This window comes from Bounagaea algeriensis (assembly GCF_054491375.1).
On record NZ_CM137102.1, the window covers coordinates 2,458,156 to 2,484,345 of the forward strand.

19 protein-coding genes and 3 rRNA genes are annotated in these 26,190 nt (G+C 69.5%); 1 reads left to right on the forward strand and 21 read right to left on the reverse strand.

Annotated elements, in window-relative coordinates; translation table 11 throughout:
• Positions 1-31: 31 nt before the first annotated feature.
• The 20 genes from recN to ACVGV2_RS11205 form a co-directional block, all read right to left on the reverse strand.
• A complete protein-coding gene (gene recN, locus ACVGV2_RS11110; RefSeq protein ID WP_459162295.1) occupies positions 32-1,816 on the reverse strand; it encodes a DNA repair protein RecN in 1,785 nt (594 codons plus the stop codon).
• A gap of 112 nt (positions 1,817-1,928) precedes the next feature.
• Complete coding sequence (locus tag ACVGV2_RS11115; protein ID WP_459162296.1) at positions 1,929-2,834, reverse strand: NAD kinase; 906 nt, start codon at positions 2,832-2,834, stop codon at positions 1,929-1,931.
• Between the two features lie 10 nt (positions 2,835-2,844).
• The gene (locus tag ACVGV2_RS11120; RefSeq protein ID WP_459162297.1) at positions 2,845-3,675 is read right to left on the reverse strand and encodes a TlyA family RNA methyltransferase; all 831 of its coding nucleotides are present in this window, start codon (positions 3,673-3,675) and stop codon (positions 2,845-2,847) included.
• A 5-nt stretch (positions 3,676-3,680) separates the two neighbouring features.
• Positions 3,681-3,971, reverse strand: a complete 291-nt coding sequence (locus ACVGV2_RS11125) for a hypothetical protein (RefSeq protein ID WP_459162298.1) — start codon at positions 3,969-3,971, stop codon at positions 3,681-3,683.
• A 110-nt stretch (positions 3,972-4,081) separates the two neighbouring features.
• Positions 4,082-5,092 carry an HAD hydrolase-like protein gene (locus tag ACVGV2_RS11130; RefSeq protein ID WP_459162299.1) on the reverse strand — a complete coding sequence of 337 codons (1,011 nt, stop codon included), beginning with the start codon at positions 5,090-5,092 and terminating at the stop codon, positions 4,082-4,084.
• Positions 5,089-6,384, reverse strand: a complete 1,296-nt coding sequence (locus ACVGV2_RS11135; RefSeq protein ID WP_459162300.1) for a tetratricopeptide repeat protein — start codon at positions 6,382-6,384, stop codon at positions 5,089-5,091. The genes ACVGV2_RS11130 and ACVGV2_RS11135 overlap by 4 nt, the downstream gene beginning before the upstream one ends.
• Positions 6,385-6,793: 409 nt before the next feature.
• Positions 6,794-6,911: ribosomal RNA gene (gene rrf, locus ACVGV2_RS11140) — 5S ribosomal RNA — on the reverse strand.
• A 136-nt stretch (positions 6,912-7,047) separates the two neighbouring features.
• Positions 7,048-10,142, reverse strand: a 23S ribosomal RNA gene (locus ACVGV2_RS11145).
• A 226-nt stretch (positions 10,143-10,368) separates the two neighbouring features.
• Positions 10,369-11,904 (reverse strand): 16S ribosomal RNA (locus tag ACVGV2_RS11150).
• The 16S, 23S and 5S rRNA genes sit together here, the layout of an rRNA operon.
• Before the next feature lie 437 nt (positions 11,905-12,341).
• On the reverse strand, positions 12,342-13,616 hold the full coding sequence (gene tyrS, locus ACVGV2_RS11155) for a tyrosine--tRNA ligase (RefSeq protein ID WP_459162301.1): 1,275 nt from the start codon (positions 13,614-13,616) through the stop codon (positions 12,342-12,344).
• Between the two features lie 32 nt (positions 13,617-13,648).
• Positions 13,649-14,266, reverse strand: coding sequence for a DNA-3-methyladenine glycosylase (locus ACVGV2_RS11160; protein ID WP_459165960.1), 618 nt, complete (start codon positions 14,264-14,266; stop codon positions 13,649-13,651).
• A gap of 60 nt (positions 14,267-14,326) precedes the next feature.
• Positions 14,327-15,745, reverse strand: coding sequence for an argininosuccinate lyase (argH, locus tag ACVGV2_RS11165; RefSeq protein WP_459162302.1), 1,419 nt, complete (start codon positions 15,743-15,745; stop codon positions 14,327-14,329).
• Between the two features lie 113 nt (positions 15,746-15,858).
• Positions 15,859-17,052, reverse strand: coding sequence for an argininosuccinate synthase (locus tag ACVGV2_RS11170; protein WP_459162303.1), 1,194 nt, complete (start codon positions 17,050-17,052; stop codon positions 15,859-15,861).
• Positions 17,045-17,584, reverse strand: coding sequence for an arginine repressor (locus tag ACVGV2_RS11175; RefSeq protein WP_459162304.1), 540 nt, complete (start codon positions 17,582-17,584; stop codon positions 17,045-17,047). The genes ACVGV2_RS11170 and ACVGV2_RS11175 overlap by 8 nt, the downstream gene beginning before the upstream one ends.
• Positions 17,584-18,504, reverse strand: a complete 921-nt coding sequence (argF, locus tag ACVGV2_RS11180) for an ornithine carbamoyltransferase (RefSeq protein ID WP_459162305.1) — start codon at positions 18,502-18,504, stop codon at positions 17,584-17,586. The genes ACVGV2_RS11175 and argF overlap by 1 nt, the downstream gene beginning before the upstream one ends.
• Positions 18,504-19,694: an acetylornithine transaminase gene (locus ACVGV2_RS11185; protein ID WP_459162306.1), complete on the reverse strand. Its 1,191-nt coding sequence runs from the start codon at positions 19,692-19,694 to the stop codon at positions 18,504-18,506. Before ACVGV2_RS11185 ends, argF begins: the two co-directional genes overlap by 1 nt.
• The gene (argB, locus tag ACVGV2_RS11190; RefSeq protein WP_459162307.1) at positions 19,691-20,605 is read right to left on the reverse strand and encodes an acetylglutamate kinase; all 915 of its coding nucleotides are present in this window, start codon (positions 20,603-20,605) and stop codon (positions 19,691-19,693) included. The genes ACVGV2_RS11185 and argB overlap by 4 nt, the downstream gene beginning before the upstream one ends.
• The gene (argJ, locus tag ACVGV2_RS11195; RefSeq protein ID WP_459165961.1) at positions 20,602-21,762 is read right to left on the reverse strand and encodes a bifunctional glutamate N-acetyltransferase/amino-acid acetyltransferase ArgJ; all 1,161 of its coding nucleotides are present in this window, start codon (positions 21,760-21,762) and stop codon (positions 20,602-20,604) included. The genes argB and argJ overlap by 4 nt, the downstream gene beginning before the upstream one ends.
• Positions 21,763-21,788: 26 nt before the next feature.
• Complete coding sequence (gene argC, locus ACVGV2_RS11200; protein WP_459162308.1) at positions 21,789-22,817, reverse strand: N-acetyl-gamma-glutamyl-phosphate reductase; 1,029 nt, start codon at positions 22,815-22,817, stop codon at positions 21,789-21,791.
• Between the two features lie 62 nt (positions 22,818-22,879).
• Entirely contained in the window at positions 22,880-23,107 is a 228-nt protein-coding gene (locus ACVGV2_RS11205; RefSeq protein WP_459162309.1) for a hypothetical protein, read from the reverse strand.
• On the opposite strand from ACVGV2_RS11205, the gene ACVGV2_RS11210 reads away from it, so the two are divergent.
• A complete protein-coding gene (locus ACVGV2_RS11210) occupies positions 23,097-23,639 on the forward strand; it encodes a GNAT family N-acetyltransferase (protein WP_459162310.1) in 543 nt (180 codons plus the stop codon). The genes ACVGV2_RS11205 and ACVGV2_RS11210 overlap by 11 nt on opposite strands.
• A gap of 51 nt (positions 23,640-23,690) precedes the next feature.
• Here ACVGV2_RS11210 and pheT read toward each other — a convergent pair whose 3' ends face one another.
• The gene (pheT, locus tag ACVGV2_RS11215; RefSeq protein WP_459162311.1) at positions 23,691-26,180 is read right to left on the reverse strand and encodes a phenylalanine--tRNA ligase subunit beta; all 2,490 of its coding nucleotides are present in this window, start codon (positions 26,178-26,180) and stop codon (positions 23,691-23,693) included.
• Positions 26,181-26,190 lie beyond the last annotated feature (10 nt).

Below are 26,190 nucleotides of genomic sequence, written 5' to 3' on the forward strand. Positions count from 1 at the left end.
GCGCTGCGCAGCGACACCAGCGCGCCCGCGGTCAGGAGCGGCGCTTGCGGGTGCGCCCTCCGCGATAACCGGCCTTGTCCCGGTCAGCGGTGCGCAGCAGCTCATCGGCGTGCGCACGCCCCGTCTCGGTCGAATCCAGCCCGGCGAGCATGCGCGCCAGTTCGGCCACCCGTTCGTCATCGGCCACCGTGCGCACATCGCTGCGGGTGAGCCCTTCTTCCCCATCGCCCTTGTCGACCACGAGGTGGCGGTCGGCGTAGGCGGCGACCTGCGGCAGGTGCGTGACCACCACGACCTGGTGACTGGCGGCCAACCGGGCCAGTCGCCGCCCGATCTCCACCGCAGCACGGCCACCGACCCCGGCGTCGACCTCGTCGAACACGAGCGTGGGGACCGTGTCGGCATCGGCGAGCACCACCTCCAGCGCGAGCATCACACGGGAGAGCTCACCGCCCGAGGCTCCCTTGTGCAGCGGTGTCGACGCCGCCCCGGAGTGCGGCAGCAGCCGCAGCTCGACGTCGTCCACTCCGTCCTTGCCCGCGTGCAGCACCGCGTCACCGACGGTCAGCGCGTGCTCATCGCCGGTCTCGGCCGACCGCGGCCGCACCGCGGCCTCCAGCCGCGCCTGCGCCATGGCCAGCCCCTGCAGCTCCTCGGTCACCGCCGCGGCGAGGCGTTCGGCACTGCTGCGGCGGATTTCGGTCACCCGCTGCGCGTGCCCGGCCAGCTCGGCCGCCAGCTCGTCGCGCCGGCGCGCCAACCCGGCCAACGCCTCCTCCGAGGTGTCCAGCCCCGCGAGGCGTTCCCGCGCCTGCTCGGCCCAGCTGAGCACACCGTCCACATCGGCGGCGTACTTGCGCGTCAGCTGTTTCAGCTCGGCTTGGCGGGCCAGGACCTGCTCCAGGCGGTCCGGGTCGGCGTCCAACCGCTGCAGGTAGGCGCTGAGTTCCGCGTCGACATCGGCCAGCACCGTCGCGACCTCGGCCACGCGGGGTTCCAGGTCCCGCAGCTGCGGGTCCTCGACATCCCCGAGAGCACGCCGCACCTGCCCCAGCAGACCGAGCGCCCCCGGCACGTCGGGATCCCCGTCAGCGGCTCCGGACAGGGCGGTTTGCGCCGCCGCGGCCTGCTCGCGCAGCTGGTCCGCGTCGGAGAGCCGCCGCGCCTCGGCCACCAGGTCGTTGTCCTCGCCCGGTTCCGGACCCACCGACTCGATCTCGGAGAGGCCGTGCCGCAGCAGGTCGGCCTCGCGCGCCATCTCGCGGGAACGTTCCGTGCGTTCGGTGAGTTCGCGGATCGCCTCGGCCCACTGCTCCCGCACACGCCGGTACTCCGCCAACGGCTCGCGGATCTCCTCCCCGGCGAAGCGGTCGAGCACCGCGCGCTGCTCACCGGAACGCAGCAGCCGCAGCTGGTCGTTCTGCCCGTGCACCGCCAGCACCTGGTCGGCAACCTCGGCCAGCACGGTGTTCGGCACCGACCTCCCGCCGAGATGGGCCCGTGAGCGCCCGTCCCCGGACACGCTGCGCACGGCGATGAGGCTGCCGTCCTCGTCGGTTTCCGCGCCCGCCTCCGCCCCGACCTTGACCGCGTGCGCCGCCGCGTCACCCTCGAACCGGCCTTCCACCACGGCCCGCTTCGCACCCGCGCGCACACGCGAGGAGTCCGCGCGTCCGCCGCCGAGCAGGTGCAGCCCGGTGACCACCATCGTCTTGCCGGCCCCGGTCTCACCGGTCACGACGGTCAGGCCGGGATGCAGTTCGAGCGTGGCGTCATCGATGACGCCCAGTCCCTGGATGCGCATCTCCGCCAACACAGCAAGCACCCTAGCCGGTGACGTTGCGGAGCGGCGCGGCACCAGGCCTGACACCGACCGGCCGAGGGGATCCATCCGGGCGCGGACACCACGCGCGGCTCGCCGTTGCCGGTCAAGAACGCTCCGGTGGCACGGCGGGACCGCGCCAGCCCTGGACCGGCAGCTCGAACTTGCGCACCAGCCGGTCGGTGAACGGGGTGTCGTGCAACCGCACCAACCGCAGCGGCGTGTCCCCGGCGACCACCTCCACCCGCGCACCGGGCGGCAGGTCGACGTGGCGCTGCCCGTCGCAGGACAGCACCGCGTCATAGCCGTTGTGGTCGACCTCCAGCGCCACCAGCGAATCCTGGGCGATCACCAGCGGGCGCGCGAACAGCGCGTGCGCGTTGCTCGGTACCACCAGCAACGCGTGCACCTCCGGCCACACCACAGGCCCCCCCGCCGAGAACGCGTAGGCCGTGGACCCGGTAGGAGTGGAGCACAGCACGCCGTCGCAGCCGAACGCGGACACCGGGTGCCCGTCCACCTCGACGACGACGTCGAGCACGCGTTCCCGGCTCGACTTCTCCACGCTCGCCTCGTTCAACGCCCACGTGCGGCGCAGCACGTGGCTGTCCAGGCTCGCGGTGACGTCCACGGTCATCCGCTCCTCGACGGTGTAACGGCCCTCGACGACCGCGCGCACCGCCTCGTCCAGCGCGTCGGAATCGGCACCGGCGAGGAAACCCACCCGGCCGAGGTTCACGCCGAACACGGGCACGCCGCTGCCGTAGGCCAGGTCCGAGGCGCGCAACAGCGTGCCGTCACCGCCGAGCACGAGGACGAGTTCGGTGCCGACCGCCGCTTCCCTGCCCGGGGCGACGACCTTGTCGTAACACTCCGAGCTCAGCAGCGGGGCCTCTTCGGCCAGCACCCGCACGCGCATCCCCGCCCCGATGAGCAGCCCGGCGACCTTCTCCGCCGTGCGCAGGTTGTACTGCTTGCCAGAGTGCACCACCAGCAGCACTTCTCGGGTCAAGTGGCACTCCTCACCGGTGCGCGCTCGCATCGACGTTGTGCGGACCGGCGCGCACCGCCTCGCGCACCGTCGAGTCGGCATCCACACCGCTGTCCGCCGCCCGCAGCCAGGCGAAGAACTCGACATTGCCGGAGGGCCCGGGCAGCGGGCTGGCGACGACTCCGCACAGCCCCCAGCCGTGCTCCTCGGCGAACCGGACGACGTCCAGCACGGCCGCCGCGCGCAGGTCGTCGTCCCGGACCACGCCGCCGGAGCCGAGGCGTTCCTTGCCCACTTCGAACTGCGGCTTGATCATCGGCAGCAGGTCGGCGCCCTCGCGGGCGCAGCGCGTCAACGCCGGCAGCACCAGCCGCAGCGAGATGAACGAGAGATCCGCCACGACCAGATCCACCGGTTCACCGATCGTCTCGAGATCGAGGAACCGCACGTTCGTGCGCTCGTGCACCTGCACGCGCTCGTCCGTGCGCAGCTTCCACTCCAGCTGGCCGTAGCCGACGTCCACGGTGACCACACTGCCGGCCTCGCGCCGCAGCAGCACGTCGGTGAAGCCGCCGGTGCAAGCCCCGGCGTCGAGGCAGCGGCGCCCGGTCACCGACAGCCCCCGAGGTTCGAAAGCTTCGAGCGCCCCGAGGAGCTTGTGCGCACCGCGCGAAGCCCACCGGGGGTCGTCATCCGCGGCGACGGCGACCGGGGCGTCCCGCTCGATCGAGCTCGCCGCCTTCCGGGCCACCACGCCGTGCACCGTGACGCGTCCGGCGGAGACGAGGTCGTTCGCGTGTTCGCGCGAACGCGCCATTCGGCGGCGAACCAGCTCAGCGTCCAAACGAGCCCTGCGCGGCACTCCAGTCAGCTCCTGTCACCACTCGTGCCCGACAAGTACGTGTCCGCGGTGCTCAACGCGTCCGTCAGCGCGCTGTGCACCGCTTCGAAACGGCGCACGTGCTCGGCCACCGGCCGGTCGCGCGCGGCGTCGAGCTCCGCGAGGGCCGTGTGGATGGCCGCGATCACCGCCTGCTCGCCGCCGTCCGCCTGCTCGCCGCCGCCCGCCTGCTCGTCGCCGCCCGCCGGGGCTGCGGCTTCCGCTGGGGTTGCGCCGTCCGCCGGGGCTGCGGGGTCCGAATCCTGTGGACCTGTCATGCGTCCACGCTAGCGGAGTCGCTCCGCGCGATGACATCACGTCCGCGACCGCGTCCCGGTCGAGTCGTTGTCCCTCCGAGCACGTCACCGGAGCACTCCCGTTCCGGGACCTACGACAGTCCCAGCCGCGCGAGCACCTGCCGGGCGCTCGCGTCCCGCGCCTGGACCGCCACCGGACCGCTACCGATGCTCCACCACGCCGCGCACAGCGACCGCAGCGCGGCGAGCTCGTCCGCGGCCGCGCGCTCGTCGGAACACGCCAGCTCGACCCGGTCCGCCCGCGCACGGCACGACCACGCCGGGTGCTCGGCGATCCGCACCTGCGCGGCCGGTTCGCGCAGCCCGGACAGGTCCGCGGCCAGATAAGCGGGCCGGTGCTCGACCGCGGCGGCGAGCAGGTCACCGGGACGACTGACGCCGGTGAGCACGAGCATGCCGGGTATGTCCGCGCGCACGGCCCCGGCGATGTCGGTGTCCAGGCGGTCCCCGACGAACAGCGGAGACCCGGCACCCGCCGAGCGCACCGCCGTCTCCAGCAGCGGCCGTTCCGGCTTTCCCGCCACGCGCGGGCTGCGGCCGCTGGTGGCCCGCAACGCGGCGACCAGCGACCCGTTGCCGGGCAGTTCACCGCGCTCCGTCGGCAGCGTGGCGTCCATGTTGGTCGCGATCCACAGCGCACCACCGTGCAGCGCCAGGGCGGCTTCGGCCATATCCGACCAGGTGATGTCCGGAGAAAGCCCCTGTACCACGGCAACCGGCGCCTCGTGGTGTGTCCGAACCGGACGCAGCCCTGCCTCGTCCACTGCGGACTCGAGTGCGGAAGACCCGAGCACGAGCACGGTCGAACCCGGGGGCAGCTGCTCGACCAGCATCGCCACCGCCGCCTGCGGACTGGTGCTCACCTCGGCACTGCGCACCGCCAGCCCCAGTTCGCCGAGCTGGTGGGCGACGTCCGCAGCGGACTTCGTCGCGTTGTTCGTGACGTACCGGAGCGTGACGCCGCACTGCTGCACGTCGCGGATCGCGTCCGCGGCGTGTTCCACCAGAACACCGCCGCGGTACACGGTTCCGTCCAAGTCGAGCAGCACGGCATCGTGCTCGGACAGCACGCTCGCTGTCACGCGCCCGATCCGTCCTCGGATTCACCGGCATCGGCGTCGGCGCCCTCGATGGCCTGGTTGACGAGGTCGTTGGCAGCCTCCGGGCCGCCCAACCGTTCCACCAGTTCGTCGAGGCGTTCCGGCGCGTCGGTGTCCTCCTCGTCATCGGCGTGCGCCGCGTGCACGAACCAGGTGAAAGCCTCCTGAACGCGGCCGGCCGCCAGCAGGTTGTCGGCGTAGGCGTAGAACAGTCGCGCGCTCCACGGATCCTGGCGCTGCGGATCCAGTTCCGGGGTCTGCAGGCTGACCACCGCCGCGTCGACCTCGCCGAGATCGCCCCGCGCACCTGCGGCGACGATCCGCAGCTCGATCGCCTCGGCTTGGTCCAGCTGCCGGGCTTCCGGGCTGCGCGTGAGCTCGATCGCCCGTTCCGGGCGGCCCATCGCGCGTTCCGCATCGGCCATGAGAGCCACGTGACCCGGCCCGCCGGACAGCCGACGGGCGGTGCGGAGCTCGTTGAGCGCTTCGTTCCACTCGGAAACGTTGTAGGCGGCGATACCGTTGGCTTCACGCACCGACGGAATGCGGGAAGCCCGTTTGCGCGCGTACCGCGCGTGCTCCAGGGCCTGTTGCGGATCGCTGTCGAGCAGATAACCCGTGGCGACCAGGTGGGCGGCGACGTTGTCGGCCACGTGCTTCGGCAGCGCGCGCAGTTCGCGGCGCACCTCGTCTTGCACGTCCGCCGGATCGATCTCCTCCGGCAACGTCGGCTCGACCGGTGCGGAACTGCTCTTCTTGGGCGCTTCGGCACGCGCCGGAGCCGAACGGGACTTCTCGGTGCGGGACTTATGCGGCGTCCGATCCTGCCCCTGCGGGGGCTTCGCCCCCGCAGCGTTCTTCGAGCCGGTCTTGGCCCCCGACGGGTTCTTCTTCGGTCCCCGATCGCCCTTCAGGCCCTGACCGCTCTTCGGGCCTTGGCCACCCCTGGGGCCCTGGCTGCCCTTGAATCCCTGGCTGCCCTGGCCTTTGGGCTTGTCGAAACTCTTCTTCCCCTCGCGGTGCGGGGGTCGTCCCGCACCACCGCCGGAGCCGGCGAATCCGGGTTTGCCGCCCTGCTTGTTGTCCCGAGGACCCTGCCTGTCAGGTGCTCCCGGCTTGCCACGGGAGTGTTGCGGCTTCTTCTGCTCATGACCGCGATTGTGGTTCTGACCACGGCCGGCACCGGCCCCATGGCGAGCGCCGCTGCGCCTGTCTTCGGAACCGGACACCGAACCTCCTGAACTCGTGAAAAATCGATCGCTCACAGCGTGCACCCATTTTATCGGGTCCGGCGCAGTCCCGGCGCTGCCGCACCCGCATCAGGTGCGCAGGCACCGGCAGCCGGCTGTCGGGCACGGGTGGACGCCACCCAACGAGCAGGAAAGGTTGCCGCCTTCAGCACCGCACGCAGTCGGTTTGAACCGCACTGCGCGGTGCCGCCGCGAAGACCGCACCCACCGGTCGAGGCGGAGGCGGCGCCGCACTCGCGCGGTGAGGTCCCGATCCCGCGCATGAATCACTGCCGGCTCCGACCGAGCCGGCAGCGGGTACGCCCGTCATGCGGAAACGAGCTGGAACGAGACGCAGACCAACCAAAAAGGAGGGGTTGGGGTGGGACCCGTGGCACCCGAATGTCGGGTGGCGGGCTCTCCCAGCCCCAACCCCTCCTCTCCTTTTGGTGTGTGTCGGCGGCGACTTACTCTCCCACACCCCACCGGGTGCAGTACCATCAGCGCTGGGAGACTTCGCTACCGGGTTCGGTATGGGATCCGGGCCTACCCCTCCCGCTATGGCCACCGACAACTCACAAACCCCCCACACCCGCACCGGGGTGGGGGGTGGGTGGTTGAGAAGCCGATCAGCAGGTGTGAACACCCCACCACCAGCAATACTGGCGCGTCGTGTCCGTGATGCTCGAGGATTGTGCCCTCACAAGAGGGGGTAAGCCGCTCGGCCGTTTAGTACCGGTCGGCTGAACTCGTTACCGAGCGTGCACCACCGGCCTATCCACCCAGTCATCTCCTGGAGGCCTTAACCCACATGGGGCGGGACACCTCATCTTGAGGCTGGCTTCCCGCTTAGATGCTTTCAGCGGTTATCCGTACCGAACGTAGCTAACCAGCCGTGCCCCTGGCGGGACAACTGGCACACCAGAGGTCCGTCCGTCCCGGTCCTCTCGTACTAGGGACAGCTCCTCGCAAGTGTCCTCCGCGCGCGGCGGATAGGGACCGAACTGTCTCACGACGTTCTAAACCCAGCTCGCGTGCCGCTTTAATGGGCGAACAGCCCAACCCTTGGGACCCACTACAGCCCCAGGATGCGACGAGCCGACATCGAGGTGCCAAACCATGCCGTCGATACGGACTCTCGGGCATGATTAGCCTGTTATCCCCGGGGTACCTTTTATCCGTTGAGCGACACCCCAGCCACCTGGAAGTGCCGGATCACTAAGACCTGCTTTCGCACCTGCTCGACCCGTCAGTCTCACAGTCAAGCCCCCTTGTGCCCTTGCACTCACCACCTGATTCCCAACCAAGCTGAGGGGACCTTTGTGCGCCTCCGTTACCCTTTAGGAGGCAACCGCCCCAGTTAAACTACCCACCAGGCACTGTCCCCAATCCGGATCACGGACCCAGGTTAGATGCCCGGAACGGCCAGAGTGGTATTTCACCAACGACTCCGCGCACACTGGCGTGCCCGCATCACCGTCTCCCACCTATCCTACACAAGCCGCACCACACACCAATGCCAAGCTGCAGTAAAGGTCCCGGGGTCTTTCCGTCCTGCCGCGCGAAACGAGCATCTTAACTCGTCGTGCAATTTCGTCGAGTCCGTGGTCGAGACAGCGCCCGATTCGTTACGCCATTCGTGCGGGTCGGAACTTACCCGACAAGGAATTTCGCTACCTTAGGATGGTTATAGTTACCACCGCCGTTTACCGGCGCTTCGGTTCAGAGCCTCGCCCCCCACAGGGGGCTCACCCCTCCCCTTAACGTTCCGGCACCGGGCAGGCGTCAGTCCATATACTTCGCAACCACGCTTCGCATGGACCTGTGTTTTTAGTAAACAGTCGATCAGGCCTCGTCACTGCGGCCGGCCCGCGCTTCCGCCGCCACGGGCGTACACGCCAACCGGCTCCCCATCTCCCGAAGTTACGGGGACAATTTGCCGAATTCCTTAACCACGGTTCGCTCGCTCGCCTCGGTATACTCTACCTGGCCACCAGTGTCGGTTTCGGGTACGGACCACCGACGCGTCCGCTAGAGGCTTTTCGAGACAGCATGGGCTCACCCACTTCGCCACTCAGGCTCGGCATCAGGTCTCAGGCACCCGGTGCACGGATTTGCCTGTACACCGCCCTACACCCTTACCCCGGCACAACCACCGGCCGGGCTGGACTACCCTTCTGCGTCCCCCCATCGCGGGCCCGCACACCCAGCGCGGCGCCACGGCCCGCCACGACGCGCAGCCCAAAGGCCACACGCCGCACGAACGATGACACCACCACCACGATGCCGGGCGGATCAGCGCCGGCAGGTACGGGACTATCAACCCGTTGCCCTTCGACTACGCCTGTCGGCCTCGCCTTAGGATCCGACTCACCCAGGGCGGATCAACCTTCCCCTGGAACCCTTGGCCATCCGGCGGAGGAGATTCTCACTCCTCAAACACTACTCATGCCTGCATTCTCACTTCCGGCTCCTCCACACCCGGTTACCCGGCATGCTTCACCGTCACCGGAACGCTCCCCTACCCAAACAACCCCCCACCAGGGGGCTGCTTGTCGCGGCTTCGGCGGTGTGCTTTCCAGCCCCGCTGAATTTTCGGCGCAAAGTCGCTTAACCAGTGAGCTATTACGCACTCTTTCAAGGATGGCTGCTTCTAAGCCAACCTCCTGGCTGTCCCAGCGACCCCACATCCTTTCCCACTCAGCACACACTTCGGGGCCTTAGCCGACGATCTGGGCTGTTTCCCTCTCGACCATGGAGCTTTTCCCCCACAGACTCACTGCCACGCTCAAACCCAGGCGTATTCACCGTTTAGCTGATCTCGGTAACCCACCGGGCCCCTCGACCAACCAGCGCACTACCCCACCCAGGAACCACGCAACGCTGCACCTAAATGCATTTCGGGGAGAACCAGCTATCACCGAGTTTGATTGGCCTTTCACCCCTGCCCGCAGCTCATCCTCCAGGTTTGCAACCCTGGTAGGTTCGGGCCTCCACCCGGTATTACCCGGGCTTCACCCTGACCACGGGAAGATCACTCGGTTTCGGGTCCAGAGCACGCGACTCCACCGCCCTCTGCAGACTCGCTTTCGCTGCGGCTACCCCACACACGGGTTAACCTCGCCACGCACCACTAACTCGCAGGCTCATTCTTCAAAAGGCACGCCATCACACCCCGCAGGTGCTCTGACGGCTTGTAGGCGCACGGTTTCAGGAACTCTTTCACTCCCCTCCCGGGGTACTTTTCACCATTCCCTCACGGTACTGATCCACTATCGGTCACCAGGGAGTATTTAGGCTTACCAGGTGGGCCTGGCAGATTCACACGGAATTCCACGGGCACCGTGCTACTCGGGAACAACCCAGACTTCCACGACAACTTTCACCTACGGGGGTCTCACCCACTCCGCCAGCGCCTTCCAACGCCTTCGGCTAGCCACGCTTCCATCCCCCGGAGCGGCAGCCCCGGAACAAGCCGTCCCAACAACCCCGGACACGCAACGCCTGCCGACTCTCCCACGCACCCGGTTTAGCCTCTTCCCCTTCCGCTCGCCACTACTCAGGGAATCGCTCTTGCTTTCTCCTCCTGCAGGTACTGAGATGTTTCAGTTCCCCGCGTTACCACCCACTGCCCTATACATTCAGACAGCAGCGACCGGACAACACTCCGGCCAGGTTCACCCGTTCGGACACCCTGGGATCACAGCTCGGTCGGCAACTCACCCAGGCTTATCGCAGCCACCCACGTCCTTCAACAACTCCTGGTGCCAAGGCATCCACCGTACGCCCTTCACAACTTACCACCACGAAGGACCACAACCAACAACACCACGACAGGATGTTCACACCCACTATCCACTTCTCAAACACCCAGAAACACCACCCCAGCCGGGCCGTGTTCCCTCACAACCCGACAGCGAATGCCTGTGCCACCACGCGCACGAACCCCAAAACACCACAAAACCAACACGAAACCCACACCACACGCTCCGAGGACACTCCCCGAAACACTCGCGGGCTTCTCCTTAGAAAGGAGGTGATCCAGCCGCACCTTCCGGTACGGCTACCTTGTTACGACTTCGTCCCAATCGCCAGTCCCACCTTCGACCACTCCTGCCGGACGCATCCGGTTGGGCCATGGGCTTCGGGTGTTACCGACTTTCATGACGTGACGGGCAGTGTGTACAAGGCCCGGGAACGTATTCACCGCAACGTTGCTGATCTGCGATTACTAGCGACTCCGCCTTCACGGGGTCGAGTTGCAGACCCCGATCCGAACTACGACCGGCTTTGCGAGATTCGCCCACCCTTGCGGGATCGCCACCCTCTGTACCGGCCATTGTAGCATGTGTGAAGCCCTGGGCATCAGGGGCATGATGACTTGACGTCGTCCCCACCTTCCTCCGAGTTACCTCGGCAGTCTCCCGTGAGTCCCCAACCACATTGCTGGTAACACGGGACAAGGGTTGCGCTCGTTGCGGGACTTAACCCAACATCTCACGACACGAGCTGACGACAGCCATGCACCACCTGTCCACCGGCCCCAAGGGAAACCCCATCTCTGAGGCGATCCGATGGATGTCAAACCCAGGTAAGGTTCTTCGCGTTGCATCGAATTAATCCACATGCTCCGCCGCTTGTTCGGGCCCCCGTCAATTCCTTTGAGTTTTAGCCTTGCGGCCGTACTCCCCAGGCGGGGCGCTTAACGCGTTAGCTGTGGCACGGAAACCACGACGGTCCCCACACCTAGCGCCCAACGTTTACGGCGTGGACTACCAGGGTATCTAATCCTGTTCGCTCCCCACGCTTTCGCTCCTCAGCGTCAGGCACGGCCCAGCAAGCTGCCTTCGCCGTCGGTGTTCCTCCCGATATCTGCGCATTTCACCGCTACACCGGGAATTCCGCTTGCCTCTACCGCCCTCAAGTGTGCCCGTATCGGCCGCCCGTCCGCGGTTGAGCCGCAGGATTTCACGGCCGACGCGACACACCGCCTACGAGCCCTTTACGCCCAGTAACTCCGGACAACGCTCGCGCCCTACGTATTACCGCGGCTGCTGGCACGTAGTTAGCCGGCGCTTCTTCTGCCCCTACCATCACCTTTGTCAGGGCTGAAAGAGGTTTACAACCCGAAGGCCGTCCTCCCCCACGCGGCGTCGCTGCGTCAGGCTTTCGCCCATTGCGCAAGATTCCCCACTGCTGCCTCCCGTAGGAGTCTGGGCCGTGTCTCAGTCCCAGTGTGGCCGATCACCCTCTCAGGCCGGCTACCCGTCGTCGCCTTGGTAGGCCCTGACCCCACCAACCAGCTGATGGGCCGCGAGCCCATTCCGGACCGGGCACCGCACCTCACAGCACGGCACCTTTCCGTCCCCCCGGATGCCCGAGAAGACGGCTATCCGGTATTAGCCCCGGTTTCCCAGGGTTATCCCCGAGTCCAGAGTAGATTACTCACGTGTTACTCACCCGTTCGCCGCTCGGTTATCTCCCGAAAGAGACACCTCGCTCGACTTGCATGTGTCAAGCGCGCCGCTAGCGTTCGTCCTGAGCCAGGATCAAACTCTCCAACAACAAATCCCAGCAAAAAAACAAGGGCCACGCACACGCGTGCACACAAACATCCGCTGTCGAGTTCTCAAAGAACACGCCACCACAACCCCGCGGCGGCACCACACAACCCTAACAAGCCACCACCAACCACCCCCACAACGGGGGCCCGCAGCAGAACGCCACCATCACACCAACAGCAGCACCCACACCACAGCAGCAGCAAGCTCAGGTATTCCACTCTAACAAACAACACCCGACAACACCGGACCGGCCCCGCACACCTCGGAATCCTCGAGGGGATCGACCCCGGAACCCCGAGACGCTGGGAATCAGTCCGCCGTCACCGGCACCAGAACAATTTACCCGCACTCGGCAACGCCGTCAAACAGCGGGACCAAACCCCCGAAAGCATCGCGGAACGCCTGGTCAGCGCCGCCTCCCGGGGGCTGACTCGCAGCTTAGTACACGACCTTCGCGCCCGCAGTGTGACGCTTGCCACGCCGGAGGACCAACCACCCCCCCGGGAGCAGATCGTCCCTGCCGGGCGTCCACGTGTCCTCGCCGACCTTGCGGTTGTTCACGTAAGCACCGCCTTCGCCCACCGTGCGCCGGGCCGCCGACTTGCCCTGCACCAAGCCCGTCCGCACGAGCAGATCGACGATGCTCGGTTCGTCGGCCAGCCGCACCTCGGCCGTGGGAGCTTCGGCCATCGCCGCGTCCAGCGTCGCCTCGTCCAGCTCGGCCAGCTCCCCCTTGCCGAACAGCGCCTGGCTGGCCGCGATGACCTTGCGGGTCTGCTCCGAACCGTGCACCAACGTGGTCAGTTCCTCGGCGAGCTTGCGCTGTCCCGCCCGCAGCTGCGGCCGTTCGGCAGTGGTGCGCTCCAACTCCTCGATCTCCTCGCGGTCGAGGAAGGTGAACAACCGCAGGAACGTCCCCACATCGGCGTCCGCGGTGTTCACGAAGTACTGGTACCAGGCGTACGGGCTCGTCATCGACGGGTCCAGCCAGAGGTTGTCGCCACCGGTGGACTTGCCGATCTTGCGGCCTTCCGAATCAGTCACCAGCGGCGACGTCAGCGCGTGCACCTGCTCGCCGTCCTGCCGGCGCACCAGGTCCACACCGGCGACGATGTTGCCCCACTGGTCCGAACCGCCCAGCTGGAGCTTCGTGCCGTAGCGCCGGTGCAGCTGCACGAAGTCGTTGGCCTGCAGCAACATGTAGCTGAACTCGGTGTAGGACATGCCGTCGGTTTCCAAGCGCCGTTTGACGGTGTCCCGGGACAACATCGTGTTCACCGAGAAGTGCTTGCCCACGTCGCGGAGGAACGCGGTCACCGGCAGCTCGGCGGTCCAGTGCGCGTTGTTCTCCATCACCGCGCCGGTCGGCGAGTCGTCGAACTCCACGAACTGCGCCAGCTGGCGGCGGATGCGCTCGGTCCACTCGACGACCGTTTCCTCGTCGTGCAGGTTGCGCTCGCCGACGTCGCGCGGATCACCGATGAGGCCGGTAGCGCCGCCGGCGAGGACGACCGGGCGGTGCCCAGCCCGTTGGAACCGGCTCAGCAGCAACATCGGCACCAAGTGCCCCGCGTGCAGGCTCGGCCCGGTCGGATCGAAACCGGAGTAGAGAGTGAGCGGGCCGGCGGAGAGGTCCCGTCGCAGAGCGTCGAGTTCGGTGGACTGCGCGATCAGGCCGCGCCAGGACAGTTCGTCAAGGATGTGCTCACTCACGTGCACCAGTCTGGCGCACCGCAGGAACGGTTTTACGGCCGGGCCCGCGCCCTGCTGCGCCGGCCTCCGCGGCGGTAGGAGCTCACCGACGGGGAATCGTCCACCCACGAGCGCCAGGGCAGGTCCATCGCGGCAGCGACACCGACCCGCGGGCCGCTGCGCACGTCGTCCTCGTCCACGTCGCCGCCGTGGTACAGCCGGACCGGCGAGTCGGGACCGGTCAGGTCGACACCGTTGTGCTCGCGGGACACGCCCAGCACACCGGCCAGCCGAGCCGGACCGCTGGCCAGGTGCACGTCCTTGCGCACGGCGGGGCGACGTGCGCGCGCCAGTTCCACACCGGTGGTGACCTCCCCGGCCCGCAGCAGCACCGCGCCCGGTACGCCGTCGGTCAGGCACACGACGTTCATGCAGAAGTGCAACCCGTACACGAAGTACACGTACAGGTTCCCGGCCGGGCCGAACATCACGGCGTTGCGGTTCGTGCGACCGCGGTAGCAGTGCGAGGCGGGATCGTCCTGGCCGCGGTACGCCTCGACTTCGACGAGGCGCACGCGGACCTCGCCCTCCGGGCCGCTCGAGTGCAGCTCGCATCCGAGCAGCCACCGCGCCACCCACAGGGGGTCGTCGGCGAGTTCCGCGCAGTTCACCTGTTGCACGGCCAGCACACTACCGGCCGCGCGCACGCGCAGGTCATTCGCCCAGCGACCTCATTCGCCCAGCCACTCGCGGTGCTGCCGCACCGCCTCCGCGACTCGGGCGCGCTGCTCGGCGACCCGCTCCGGTGCCGTGCCCCCGTGCGCGTTCCGGGAACCGACCGAGCCGGCCACGGTCAGCACCTCCCGAACTTCCGGGGTGAGGGCGGGGTGCGCGGCGGCGAGCTCCTCGTCGCCGAGCTCGTCCAGGCCGGCACCGCGCGCTTCGGCCACGCGCACGCAGGCGCCGGAGGCCTCGTGCGCTTCGCGGAACGGCACGCCGCGGCGGACCAGCCACTCGGCCAGGTCGGTGGCGAGCGTGAAACCGGCCGGGGCGAGCTCGGCCATCCGGTCGGTGTCGAACGACACGGTGCGCATCATCCCGGCCAGTGCGGGCAGCAGCAGGTCCAGGTGCGCGACGGAGTCGAACACCGGCTCCTTGTCCTCCTGCAGATCCCGGTTGTAGGCCAGCGGCAGCGCTTTGAACGTGCTCAGCAGGCTCGTCAGGTTGCCGATGAGCCGACCCGACTTGCCGCGGGCCAGTTCGGCCACGTCCGGGTTCTTCTTCTGCGGCATGATCGAACTGCCGGTGGCCCAGGCATCGTCCAGTGCGATGTAGCCGAACTCGGCCGTGTTCCACAGGACGACCTCCTCGGCCAACCGCGAGAGGTCGGTGCCCAGCATCGCGAGGACGAACGCGGCCTCGGCGGCGAAATCGCGCGAGGACGTGCCGTCGATCGAGTTGTCCACGGCGTCGGTGAACCCGAGTTCGGCCGCCACCGCGCGCGGATCGAGGCCGAGCGAGGAACCGGCCAGCGCACCGGAGCCGTAGGGCGAGTACGCGGTCCGCTCGTCCCAGTCGCGGAAGCGGCTCACGTCGCGCAGCAGCGCTTGGGCGTGGGCGAGCAGGTGGTGCGCCAGCAGCACCGGCTGCGCGTGCTGCAGGTGGGTGCGTCCCGGCAGCACCGCGTCCGGGTGCTCCTCGGCCTGCGCGACGAGCGCGTCGATCACGTCGAGCGTGCCCGCGGTCACGCGGCGCACCGCCGCGCGCAACCACATCCGGAACTGCGTGGCGACCTGGTCGTTGCGGGAGCGTCCCGCGCGCAGCTTGCCGCCGAGCTCGGCACCGACGCGTTCGATGAGACCCCGCTCCAGGGCGGTGTGCACGTCCTCGTCGGCGACGACCGGCTCGAACCGCCCGGCTTCGACGTCGGCGGCCAGCTGGTCCAGCCCCGCGTGCATCCGCTCCAGTTCGTCCGCGTCGAGCAGTCCGGCGCGGTGCAGCACGCGGGCGTGCGCCCGCGAGCCGGCGATGTCGTGCGGCGCGAGGCGCCAGTCGAAGTGCGTGGACGCGCTCAGCTGGGCCATGGCCTCGGCCGGGCCGGATTCGAACCGGCCGCCCCAGAGCTTGGTGGGTTCGCTGTCCTGGGTCACGCGGGTCCCTCGGTGTCGGTGTCTCGGTGGTTCGTGCGGTACCGCGTTCGGGCGCGGTGCGGCGGCCCGCGACAGCCGTGCGACCGTCGCGGGCCCGCCGCGGTCAGGAGGGGTCAGCCCTGGTCGCGCTTGGCGGCGATCTTGCTGGGCAGGCCCCACAGCTGGACGAAGCCCTTGGCCTGGCTCTGGTCGAAGGTGTCGCCCTCGTCGTAGGTGGCCAGGTTGAAGTCGTACAGCGACCGGTCGCTGCTGCGGCCGGTGACGACGGCGCGCCCGGCGTGCAGCGTCATCCGGATCTGGCCGCTGACGTGGCGCTGGGTGTCGTCGATGAACGCGTCGAGGGAGCGCTTCAGCGGGGAGAACCACAGGCCGTCGTAGACCAGCTCGCCCCACCGCTGGGCGACCGTGCGCTTGAACCGCGCCTGGTCGCGCTCGAGCGTGACGTCCTCGAGCTCCTGGTGCGCGGTGATCAGCGCGAGCGCACCGGGGGCTTCGTAGATCTCGCGGCTCTTGATCCCGACCAGGCGGTCCTCGACCATGTCGAGCCGGCCGACGCCCTGCGCGCCCGCGCGCCGGTTGAGTTCCTGCACGGCCTGCAGGGCGGTGACGGTCTCCCCGTCGATGGCCACGGGCACGCCCTGGTCGAAGGTGACGACCACCTCGTCGGCGTCGCGCGCCTGGCTCGGGTCGGCGGTGTAGGAGTAGACGTCCTCGACCGGGGCGTTCCAGATGTCCTCGAGGAAGCCGGTCTCCACCGCGCGGCCCCACACGTTCTGGTCGACCGAGTACGGCGAGGACTTGGTCACGTCGATCGGCAGGTCGTGCTGCTCGGCCCAGGCGATGGCCTTCTCCCGGGTCCAGGCGAAGTCGCGCACCGGGGCGATGACCTTCAGGTCGGGGGCGAGCGCGCCGATGCCGACCTCGAAGCGGACCTGGTCGTTGCCCTTGCCGGTGCAGCCGTGCGCCACGGTGTTCGCCCCGACCTGGGCGGCGGCGTCGGCCAGGTGCTTGACGATCAGCGGCCGGGACAGCGCCGAGACCAGCGGGTACCGGTCCATGTACAGCGCGTTGGTGCGCAGTGCCGGCAGGCAGTACTGCTCGGCGAACTCGTCGCGCGCGTCGGCGACGACGGCGTCGACCGCGCCGCACTCCAGCGCCCGCTTGCGGATGGTTTCCAGCTCCTCGCCGCCCTGGCCGACGTCCGCGGCCACGGCGATGACCTCGGCGCCGGTCTCCTCGGCGATCCAGCCGATGGCCACGGAGGTGTCCAGGCCACCGGAGTAGGCCAGCACTACCCGGTCAGTCATTCTCGTTCTCCTCGAAGTCCGGTTCGGTCGTGTCGTTTCCCTCCGGCGCGGCGGCTGCGCTGCCGGTGGCCATGGCCGTGAAGTGATCGGCCAGGTCGAGGCCGGTCAGCGGTTCGCGGGCGACGACCATGACGGTGTCGTCACCGGCGATGGTGCCGACCGCCTCGGCGAGGGCGGCCCGGTCGATGGCGCTGGCGAGGAACTGCGCCGCCCCGGGAGGCGTGCGCAGCACGGTGATGTTGCCGGATCCGTCCGTGCTGACGAGCAGTTCGCTCAGCAGCCGGCTCAGCCGGGAGGTCCCGCCTTGGACGGCCCGCACGGGACTGCCGTCCTCGGGGATCACGTACACCGCCGTTCCCCTGTCGGCGCCGCGCAGTTTCACCGCGCCGAGCTCGTCGAGGTCCCGGGACAGGGTGGCTTGGGTCACCTCGATCCCGTCCTCGGCCAGGAGCGTGGCCAGTTCGGTCTGGCTGCGGATCTCCCGCGAGCTGACCAGGTCCACGATCCGCGCCTGTCGTGCCGTCCGTGTCATCACTGTCGTCGCACCATCCAGGCCAACAGTGCTTTCTGCGCGTGCAGCCGGTTCTCGGCCTCGTCGAACACGGCGCTCCGCGGACCGTCGAGCACCTCGTCGGTGATCTCCCACCCGCGGTGCGCGGGCAGGCAGTGCAGCACGCTCGTGTCGTCCTTGCCCGTGGCGGCCAGCAGGTCGGTGTTGACCTGGAACGGCCGGAACGGGCTGACGCGGTCCTTGCCGTCGTTCTCCTGCCCCATGGACGTCCAGCTGTCGGTGCTGAGCACGTCGGCACCGTCCACGGCGGCGCGCGGGTCGTGCACCACGGTGATCGACCCACCGGTCCCCGCGGCGCGCTTGCGCACCGCGGTGAGGATCCAGTCGAGGGGTTCGAATCCCTCCGGCGCGGCGATGCGGACGTGCATGCCCGCGGTCACCCCGCCCAGCGCCAGCGAGTGCGCCATGTTGTTGGCCCCGTCGCCGAGGTAGGTCAGCGTCAGTCCGGCGAGCGCCCCGTGCCGTTCCCGGACGGTCTGCAGGTCGGCGAGCACCTGGCAGGGGTGGAACTCGTCGGTGAGCGCGTTGATCACCGGTGCGCTGCTGGCCGAGGCCATCGCGTCGATGCGGGCCTGGGCGAACGTGCGCCAGACGACGGCGTCGACGTAGCGCGCCAGCACGCGGGAGGTGTCCTCGATGGTCTCCTCCCTGCCGAGCTGCATCATCGTGCCGTCGACCATCACCGGGTGTCCGCCGAGCTGTGCGATGCCGACTTCGAAGGACAGCCGGGTACGTGTCGAGTTCTTCTCGAACAGGACGGCCACGGTGCGGGGGCCGGCGAGGTCGTCGCCCCGGGGCGAGCGCTTGAACTGGTCGGCGAGGTCGAGGATCTCGGCCTGCTCCTGGGGATCCAGGTCGTCGTCGCGGAGAAAGTGCCGCATCAGCCGTGCACCTCCAATTCGTCCAGGATCGCGGGGAGATCGCTGAGCAGCTTGTCCACCTGGGACTTGTCGATGATCAGCGGCGGGGCGAGCCGCAGCACGTCCGGCTGGACCCCGTTGATCAAGTATCCGGCCGCCCGCGCGGTGTCCACCGCCTGCGCGGCAGCGGAGTGGCGCAGGCCGATGCCGACGAGGAGGCCGGCCCCGCGGACCTCGCGCACGAGCGGGTGCTCGAGCCCGCGGATGCCGTCGCGCAGGTATCGGCCCGTCTCGCGCACGTGGGCCAGCAGGCCGTCGCGCTCGATCGTGTCGAGCACGGCCAGTGCCGCCCGCGCGGCGACGGGATTGCCACCGAAAGTCGTGGCGTGCTGACCGGGCCGCAGCAGTTCCGCGGCGTGTCCGACGCCGATGCAGGCGGCCATCGGCAGGCCGCCGCCGAGCCCCTTGGCCGTGGTGAGCACGTCCGGGGTGATACCGGCGTCCTGGAAGGCGAACCACGCACCGGTGCGGCCGACGCCGGTCTGCACCTCGTCGAGCACGAGCAGCGCGCCGTGCTGCTCGGTGATCTCGCGTGCGCGCCGCAGGTAGCCCTCCGGCGGTAGGACGACGCCGTTCTCGCCCTGCAGGGGTTCGAGGAACACGGCCGCCGTGTCTTCGTCCACAGCGGACTCGAGCGCTTCGGCATCGCCGTAGTCGATGTGCTCCACACCCCCGGGCAGCGGCGCGAACGGTGCTTGTTTGCCGGGTTGGCCGGTCAGCGCGAGCGCGCCCATGGTGCGGCCGTGGAAGCCGCCGTTGGTGGCGATGACCTTCCTGCGCCCGGTCAGCCGGGCGATCTTGAACGCGGCCTCGTTGGCCTCCCCGCCGGAGTTGCAGAACATCACGCGACCGCGCGCGGAGAGACCGGCGACCTCCAGCAGGCGTTCGGCCAGGCGCAGCCCGGGTTCGTGGGCGTAGAGGTTCGACACGTGGCCGAGACGTCCGATCTGCTCGGCCACCGCCTCGCACACGGCCGGGTGGGCGTGGCCCAGCCCGTTGACCGCGATGCCGCTGAGCAGGTCGAGGTACTCCGCGCCGCCGGCATCGGTGACCACGCACCCCGAACCGCCCGTCAGCAGCGTTCCCGGCGTGCCGTAGTTGTCCATCATGGACTGTTCCCAGCGCTGGGTGAACTCGTCGCTGGCGGTCATTCGTCTTCCTCCCCTGAATCGCTGGGCACCACCATGGTGCCGACGCCGGCACTGGTGAACACTTCCAGCAGCACCGAGTGCGCCAGCCGCCCGTCGATCACGTGGGTGCGGGGGACGCCGCCCCGCACGGCGCGCAGGCAGGCCTCCATCTTGGGCACCATCCCGGAGTTCAGTTCCGGGAGCAGCCCTTCCAGGCGCTGCGCGTCGATCTTGGAGATCAGCGAGGAGCGGTCCGGCCAGTCGGTGTAGAGCCCTTCGACGTCGGTGAGCACGACGAGCTTCTCGGCGCCGAGGGCGACCGCGAGCGCGCCCGCCGCCGTGTCCGAGTTGACGTTGTGCACCACGCCGTCCGCGTCGGGCGCCACGGTGGAGACCACCGGGATGCGGCCCGCGTTGATCAGGTCGGCCACGGCCGTCGCGTTGACCGTGTCCACGTCGCCGACGAGCCCGACGTCGACCGGTTCGCCGTCGACGACCGCGTTGCGGCGCCGCACGGTGAACAGTCGCGCGTCCTCACCGGACATGCCCACGGCGTACGGGCCGTGCTGGTTGATGAGTCCGACCAGTTCGCGTCCCACCTGGCCGACGAGGACCATCCGCACGACGTCCATCGTTTCGGGTGTGGTGACGCGCAGGCCGCCGCGGAACTCGCCTTCGATGCCGAGCCGATCGAGCATCGAGGTGATCTGCGGACCGCCGCCGTGCACGATGACCGGGTGGATCCCGGCCAGGCGCAGGAACACCATGTCCTCGGCGAAGGCGCGCTTGAGGTCCTCGTCGACCATGGCGTTGCCGCCGTACTTGATGACGACGGTGCACCCGTGGAAGCTCTGCAACCACGGCAGCGCCTCGACGAGGACGCTGGCCTTCTCGGTGGCGCTGGCGAGCCGGTCCGATACCTGTTCAGTCATGAGCTGTACGCGCTGTTCTCCTCGACGTAGTCGTGCGAGAGATCCGTGGTCAGGATCGTTGCCTCGCTGCCCGCGAGATGCAGGTCCACGACGATTTCCACCTCCCGGCCGGACAGGTCCACTTCGGACCGATCGGCCGCTCGCGCACCGTCGGCGAACAGCGTCACCCCGTTGACGGCGATGCCGGCCCGGTCCGCGTCGACCTCCGCTTCGGCCCGACCGAGCGCCATGGCGATCCGGCCCCAGTTCGGGTCGGACCCGAACAGCGCCGTTTTCACCAGGTTGTCCTCGGCGATCGTGCGCCCGATGCGTTCCGCCTCGGCGGTGCTGCTCGCACCGCGCACGACGATGTCAACGGTTTTCGTCGCCCCCTCGGCGTCGCCCTGCAGCTGACGCACGAGGTCGTGGGAAGTGGTGGTGAGCAGTTCCGTCAGCTCCTGCTCGGTCGGCTGCACGCCGGAGGCTCCGGAGGCGAGCACGAGGACCGTGTCGTTGGTCGACGTGCCGCCGTCGACGTCCAGCCGGTTGAACGTGGTGTCAGCAGCCGCGCGCAGCGCGCGGTCGAGCACTGCGGGTTCCGCGACCGCGTCGGTGGTGAGCACGCTGAGCATGGTCGCCATGTTCGGCGCGAGCATGCCCGCGCCCTTGGCGAAGCCGCCGACGGACCAGCCCGCGGAGTGCGCGTGGTGCGCTTGCTTCGGCTTGGTGTCGGTGGTCAGCACGGCGGTGGCCGCGGCCCGGTCGGTCTCGGCGCCGCGCGCCAGCTCGCCGGCCGCTTTGTCCACACCGGACAGAACCGCTTCGCGCGGGAGGGGTTCGCCGATGAGGCCGGTGGAGCAGACGGCGATCTCGATCCCGCCCGCATCGAGCACCTCCGCGGCCTTCTCCGCGGTGGCGTGGGTGTCCTGGAATCCGCGCGCTCCGGTGGCCGCGTTCGCGCAGCCGGAGTTGAGCACCACGGCTCGCAGTGCGCGCTGCTCGAGGACCTGCTGCGACCACAGCACCGGAGCCGCCTTGACCCGGTTGGCGGTGAACACGCCGGCGGCCTCGCGCCGCGGTCCTTCGTTGACCACGAGGGCCAGGTCCAGCGCGTCACCGCTCTTGATGCCCGCGGACACCCCGGCCGCGCGGAACCCTCGCGGCGCCGTCACGCTCATCGTCGCTCCCGTCTGCTGTGCGCTCGTCACGGGGCCACCCCGGTGGCGGGAAGGCCGGTGGTCTCGGGAATGCCGAGCGCGAGGTTCATGCACTGCACGCCTGCTCCGGCGGTTCCCTTGGTGAGGTTGTCCTCGGCCCCGACGACCACGAGGCGGCCGGCGTCCGGGTCGACGGCCAGCTGCAGGTGCACCGTGTTGGCCCCGAGCGTGGCGGCGGTCTGCGGCCACAGCCCCTCGTCGAGCAGGTGCACGAACGGTTCGGCGTCGTAGGCGTCGCGGTAGACCTCGCGCACCGCTGCCACGTCCGTCGCGGAGCGCAGCGGCGCGGTGCAGGTGGCGAGGATGCCGCGGGACATGGGCGCCAGCACGGGGGTGAACGACACCCGCACGTGCTCGCCGGCCGCAGCGGAGAGGTTCTGCACGAACTCCGGAGTGTGCCGGTGGTCGCCGCCCACGCCGTAGGCGCTGGCAGACCCCATCACCTCGGCCGAGAGCAAGTGCGGTTTCAACGCCCGACCCGCCCCGGAAGTGCCGGTGGCGGCGACGACGACCGCGTCCGGTTCGAGCAGGCCCGCGGCGAACGCCGGCGCCAGCGCCAGCGAGGACACTGTCGGAAAGCACCCGGGCACGGCGATGCGCGTGGCACCGGTGAGCGGTTCGCGGCCTCCGGGAAGTTCGGGAATGCCGTAGGGCCAGCTGCCCGCGTGGTCACCGCCGTACCAGCGCTGCCAGTCGGCTTCGTCGGACAGCCGGTGGTCGGCACCGCAGTCGATGACGACCGCCTCCGGATCGAGCTCCGCCGCCAGGGCGGCGGAGTGACCGTGCGGCAGCGCGAGGAAGACGACGTCGTGCCCGCGCAGCTCTGCCGCGCTCGTCTCGACGAGCTTGCGGTCGGCCAGCGGCGTCAGCTGCGGGTGGTGCTGCACGAGAGCGCTGCCCGCGTTGCTACCCGCGGTCAGGGCACCGATCTCCACCTGGGGGTGCGCCACCAGCAGGCGCAGCAGTTCCCCGCCGACGTAGCCGCTCGCGCCGGCCACGGCCACTCGAATCGTCATACGGATAATTATGCAAAGAGATGCAAAAACAATCAAGCAACCCGCAGCGCGGGAGAGCAGGATCACAGCGCGCCCGCGAACGGGCGCAGCGGGCGCATCATCGGCGGCCGCCTCGTCCGCACACCGCTTCCCCGCGCGGTCACGGCCTGGATCGGCACGGCACCATCAACGTTGATGCCGATGCCCCCGGAGCGGTCCGCGACGCGCACCACGCCCGCGTCGCGCGGTCGGCACGCCTGGTCGCAACCCGCCTCCTCCCGGAGGAGCCCCCGTGATTCCATGGCGATCATGCAGCCAAGCTGGCTCGGCCGACAGGTGCAGCTGCGCGTGCTCACCCCCGAGGATCGGCAGACGCTGGTGCACTTCGACCGCGAAGCGACCCGCAACGGCGGCAGCAACGCGGGGTACCGGCACTGGGCGGCGCACCGCGCCGCCTCCGGGGCCGGCGACGACGACGCCCGGCTGGCCATCGAAACCCGCGCCGAACGGCAGCTCGTCGGCTCCCTGTGCACCACTCCGACCCAACCGCAGGACCAGCAGTTCAGCTACGGCATCGGCATCGGCCCGGCCCACCGGGGCCGCGGGTACGCGGCCGACGCGCTGGGCGCGCTGCTCGCGTTCATGTTCGGCGACCGCCACTACCACCTGTGCGAGGTGTCCATCTACGCCGACAACCACTCCTCGCTGCGCCTGCACCGCAAACTCGGGTTCCACGAGGTCGGCCGCGGCCGCGACACCGAGCACCCGATCCAACCGGCGCCGTGCCTGGTGCGGATGACGCTGGGCGCGGCCGAGTTCCTCGCCACGCACCGCCCCCACTAGCGATCCGGCGGCCGGCCCCACCTGGCGAAGGGGGACCGGCTGTCCGGCACGTCAGCCGCGCAGCACGGCCCCGAACCGCTCCGCGGCAGCGGTGACCGCCGCGTCCCGGGCCCGCGTGGCCTCCTCCTGCTTGAGCGTGCGGTCCCCGGCGCGGAACCTCAGGGCCAGCGCCAGCGACTTCTTGCCCGCACCGACCTGCTGGCCGGTGTAGACGTCGAAGAGCCGCACGTCCTCCAACAGCTCACCACCACCGGTGCGGACGGTCTCGACCAGGTCACCGGCCGGGACCGCGTCGTCGACGACGAGCGCCACGTCGAGCAGCACCGGCGGGTACCCCGAGATCGCGGGAGCCGGCCGCCGCGCGCTCACCGGCAACGCGTCCAGATCCAGTTCCATCGCGCAGGTGCGCTTCGGCAGTTCCAGCGCCTCGACCACCTTCGGGTGCAGCTCCCCGGCATGGCCCACCACCGCGTCGCCGACGCGGAGCTCGGCGCACCGACCCGGGTGCCACGGCGCCAGCTCGCCCGCCGAGACGGACAGCTCCACCCCGGCCGCGTGCGCGACCCGGTGCGCGGCCGCGACCGCATCGGCCCAGTTGGCGTCCCGACCGCTGCCCCACCAGCCGGCGCGCTCGCGCTTGCCGGACAGGACCGCACCCACGTGCCGCGGCTGCGCGGGCAGCGAACCGTGCAACGCGGACAGCTCCGCGGCCGAGGGCCGAGCGCGCACACCGACGTCGGGCACCTCGCCCAGCTCCGCCGAGGGCTGCACGACCTGCCCGATGTGGAACAGCGCGAGGTCGCGCTGTCCGCGGGAGACGTTGCGCCGCAACGTGTCCACCAACCCGGTCAGCAGCGTGGTCGACAGCCGCGCGTGCTCGGCCTCCAGCGGGTTCTGCAACGACAGGGTGCGCCGTCGCGGGTCGTCCTCGTCGAGGCCGAACGCCTCGAGCACCTCGTCGCCGGTGAACGGGAACGGCAGCACCTCGACGTAGCCGTCGGCGGCCAAGCCGCGCGAGACGGCCCGTTCACGGCGCTGCTCCTCGGCCAGCCCGCGCCCCGGAGGCGCCGGCGGCAGCACCGACGGAACCGTGTGGTAGCCCTCCAGGCGCAGGACCTCCTCGACGAGGTCGGCAGGCTGCTGCAGGTCGGGCCGCCAGCTCGGCGGAGTCGCCGTCACCAGACCGACGCCCTCGTCCGAAGTGCTCACCTCGATGGCGCAGCCGATCTGCGTCAGACGCCGGGCCGTCACGCCGCGGCCGTAGGACACGCCGGCGATCCGGTCCGGCAGGCCCAGCGGCATCGTCACCGGTGCGGGCAACCGCGGTTCGCCGACATCGGTGCGTTCCGGAACGATCGTGCCCTCGCCGTAGCGGACGAGCAGCTGCGCGGCGAGTTCCGCTGCCACCGGCGGCAGCGCCGGGTCGACAGCGCGCTCGAAGCGCTTGCCCGCCTCGCTGGGCAGCTTGTGCCGCCGCATCACCCGGGCGATGCTCGCCGGGTCCCACGAGGCGGCTTCCAGCAGCACGTCGTGCGAGTCGTGGCTGATCTCAGTGGAGGCACCGCCCATGACGCCCGCCAGCGACACCGGCCCCGTCTCGTCGCAGATGACCACGTCGTCCGGGTCGAGGTCCCGGGCGATGCCGTCCAATGTGGTCAGCTTCTCGCCGGATTCCGCACGCCGCACCCGGACGTCGCCGGACAACTTGGTCGTGTCCCAAGCGTGCAGCGGCTGCCCGAGTTCCAGCATCACGTAGTTCGTGATGTCCACGGCCAACGAGATCGAGCGGATCCCGGCCAACGTGAGCCGCCGCCGCATCCACCACGGGGTCGGCGCGGTGGGGTCCACGCCCGTGACGCGGCGGAACACGAACCGCGAACACGCCGAAGCGTCCGCGATGGACACCGTCCGCGACGAGCGTTCCTCCTCCGGGACCTGGCGCCCGCCCGGGTCCCCGAAGGGCACGTCCAAGGCGTTCGACAGCTCCCGGGCCAACCCGCGCACGGAGAAGCAGTACCCGCGGTCGGGCGTGATGGACAGCTCGATCACGGTGTCGTTGAGGCCGACGAGCTCGCGCGCATCCGTTCCCGGGGTGGCGGCCCCGGCCGGCAGCACGAGGATGCCGTCGACGTCCTCGCCGATGCCCAGTTCGGACGTGGAGCAGATCATGCCCTCGCTGGTGCGCCCGTAGGTCTGGCGCGCCGAGATCTCGAACTCCCCGGGCAGCACGGCACCGGGCAGCGCGACGACGACGAGGTCGCCCTCGCGGAAGTTGGTGGCGCCGCAGACGATGCCGTTCACCTGCGGCTCCTCATCGGACGAGCCGACCTCCACCCGGCAGTACCGGATGGGCTTTTTGAACTCGGCGAGCTCCTCGATGTCGGTCACACGCCCCACGACGAGCGGGCCGCGCACCCGCGTCAACGGTGTGACCTCCTCGACCTCCAACCCGATTCGGACGAACGCGTCGGCCAGCTCCTCCGGCGTCGTCTCCTCGGGCAGCTCCAGATGCTCGGCCAACCACGAAACCGGGATCCGCACTTGGGTCAGG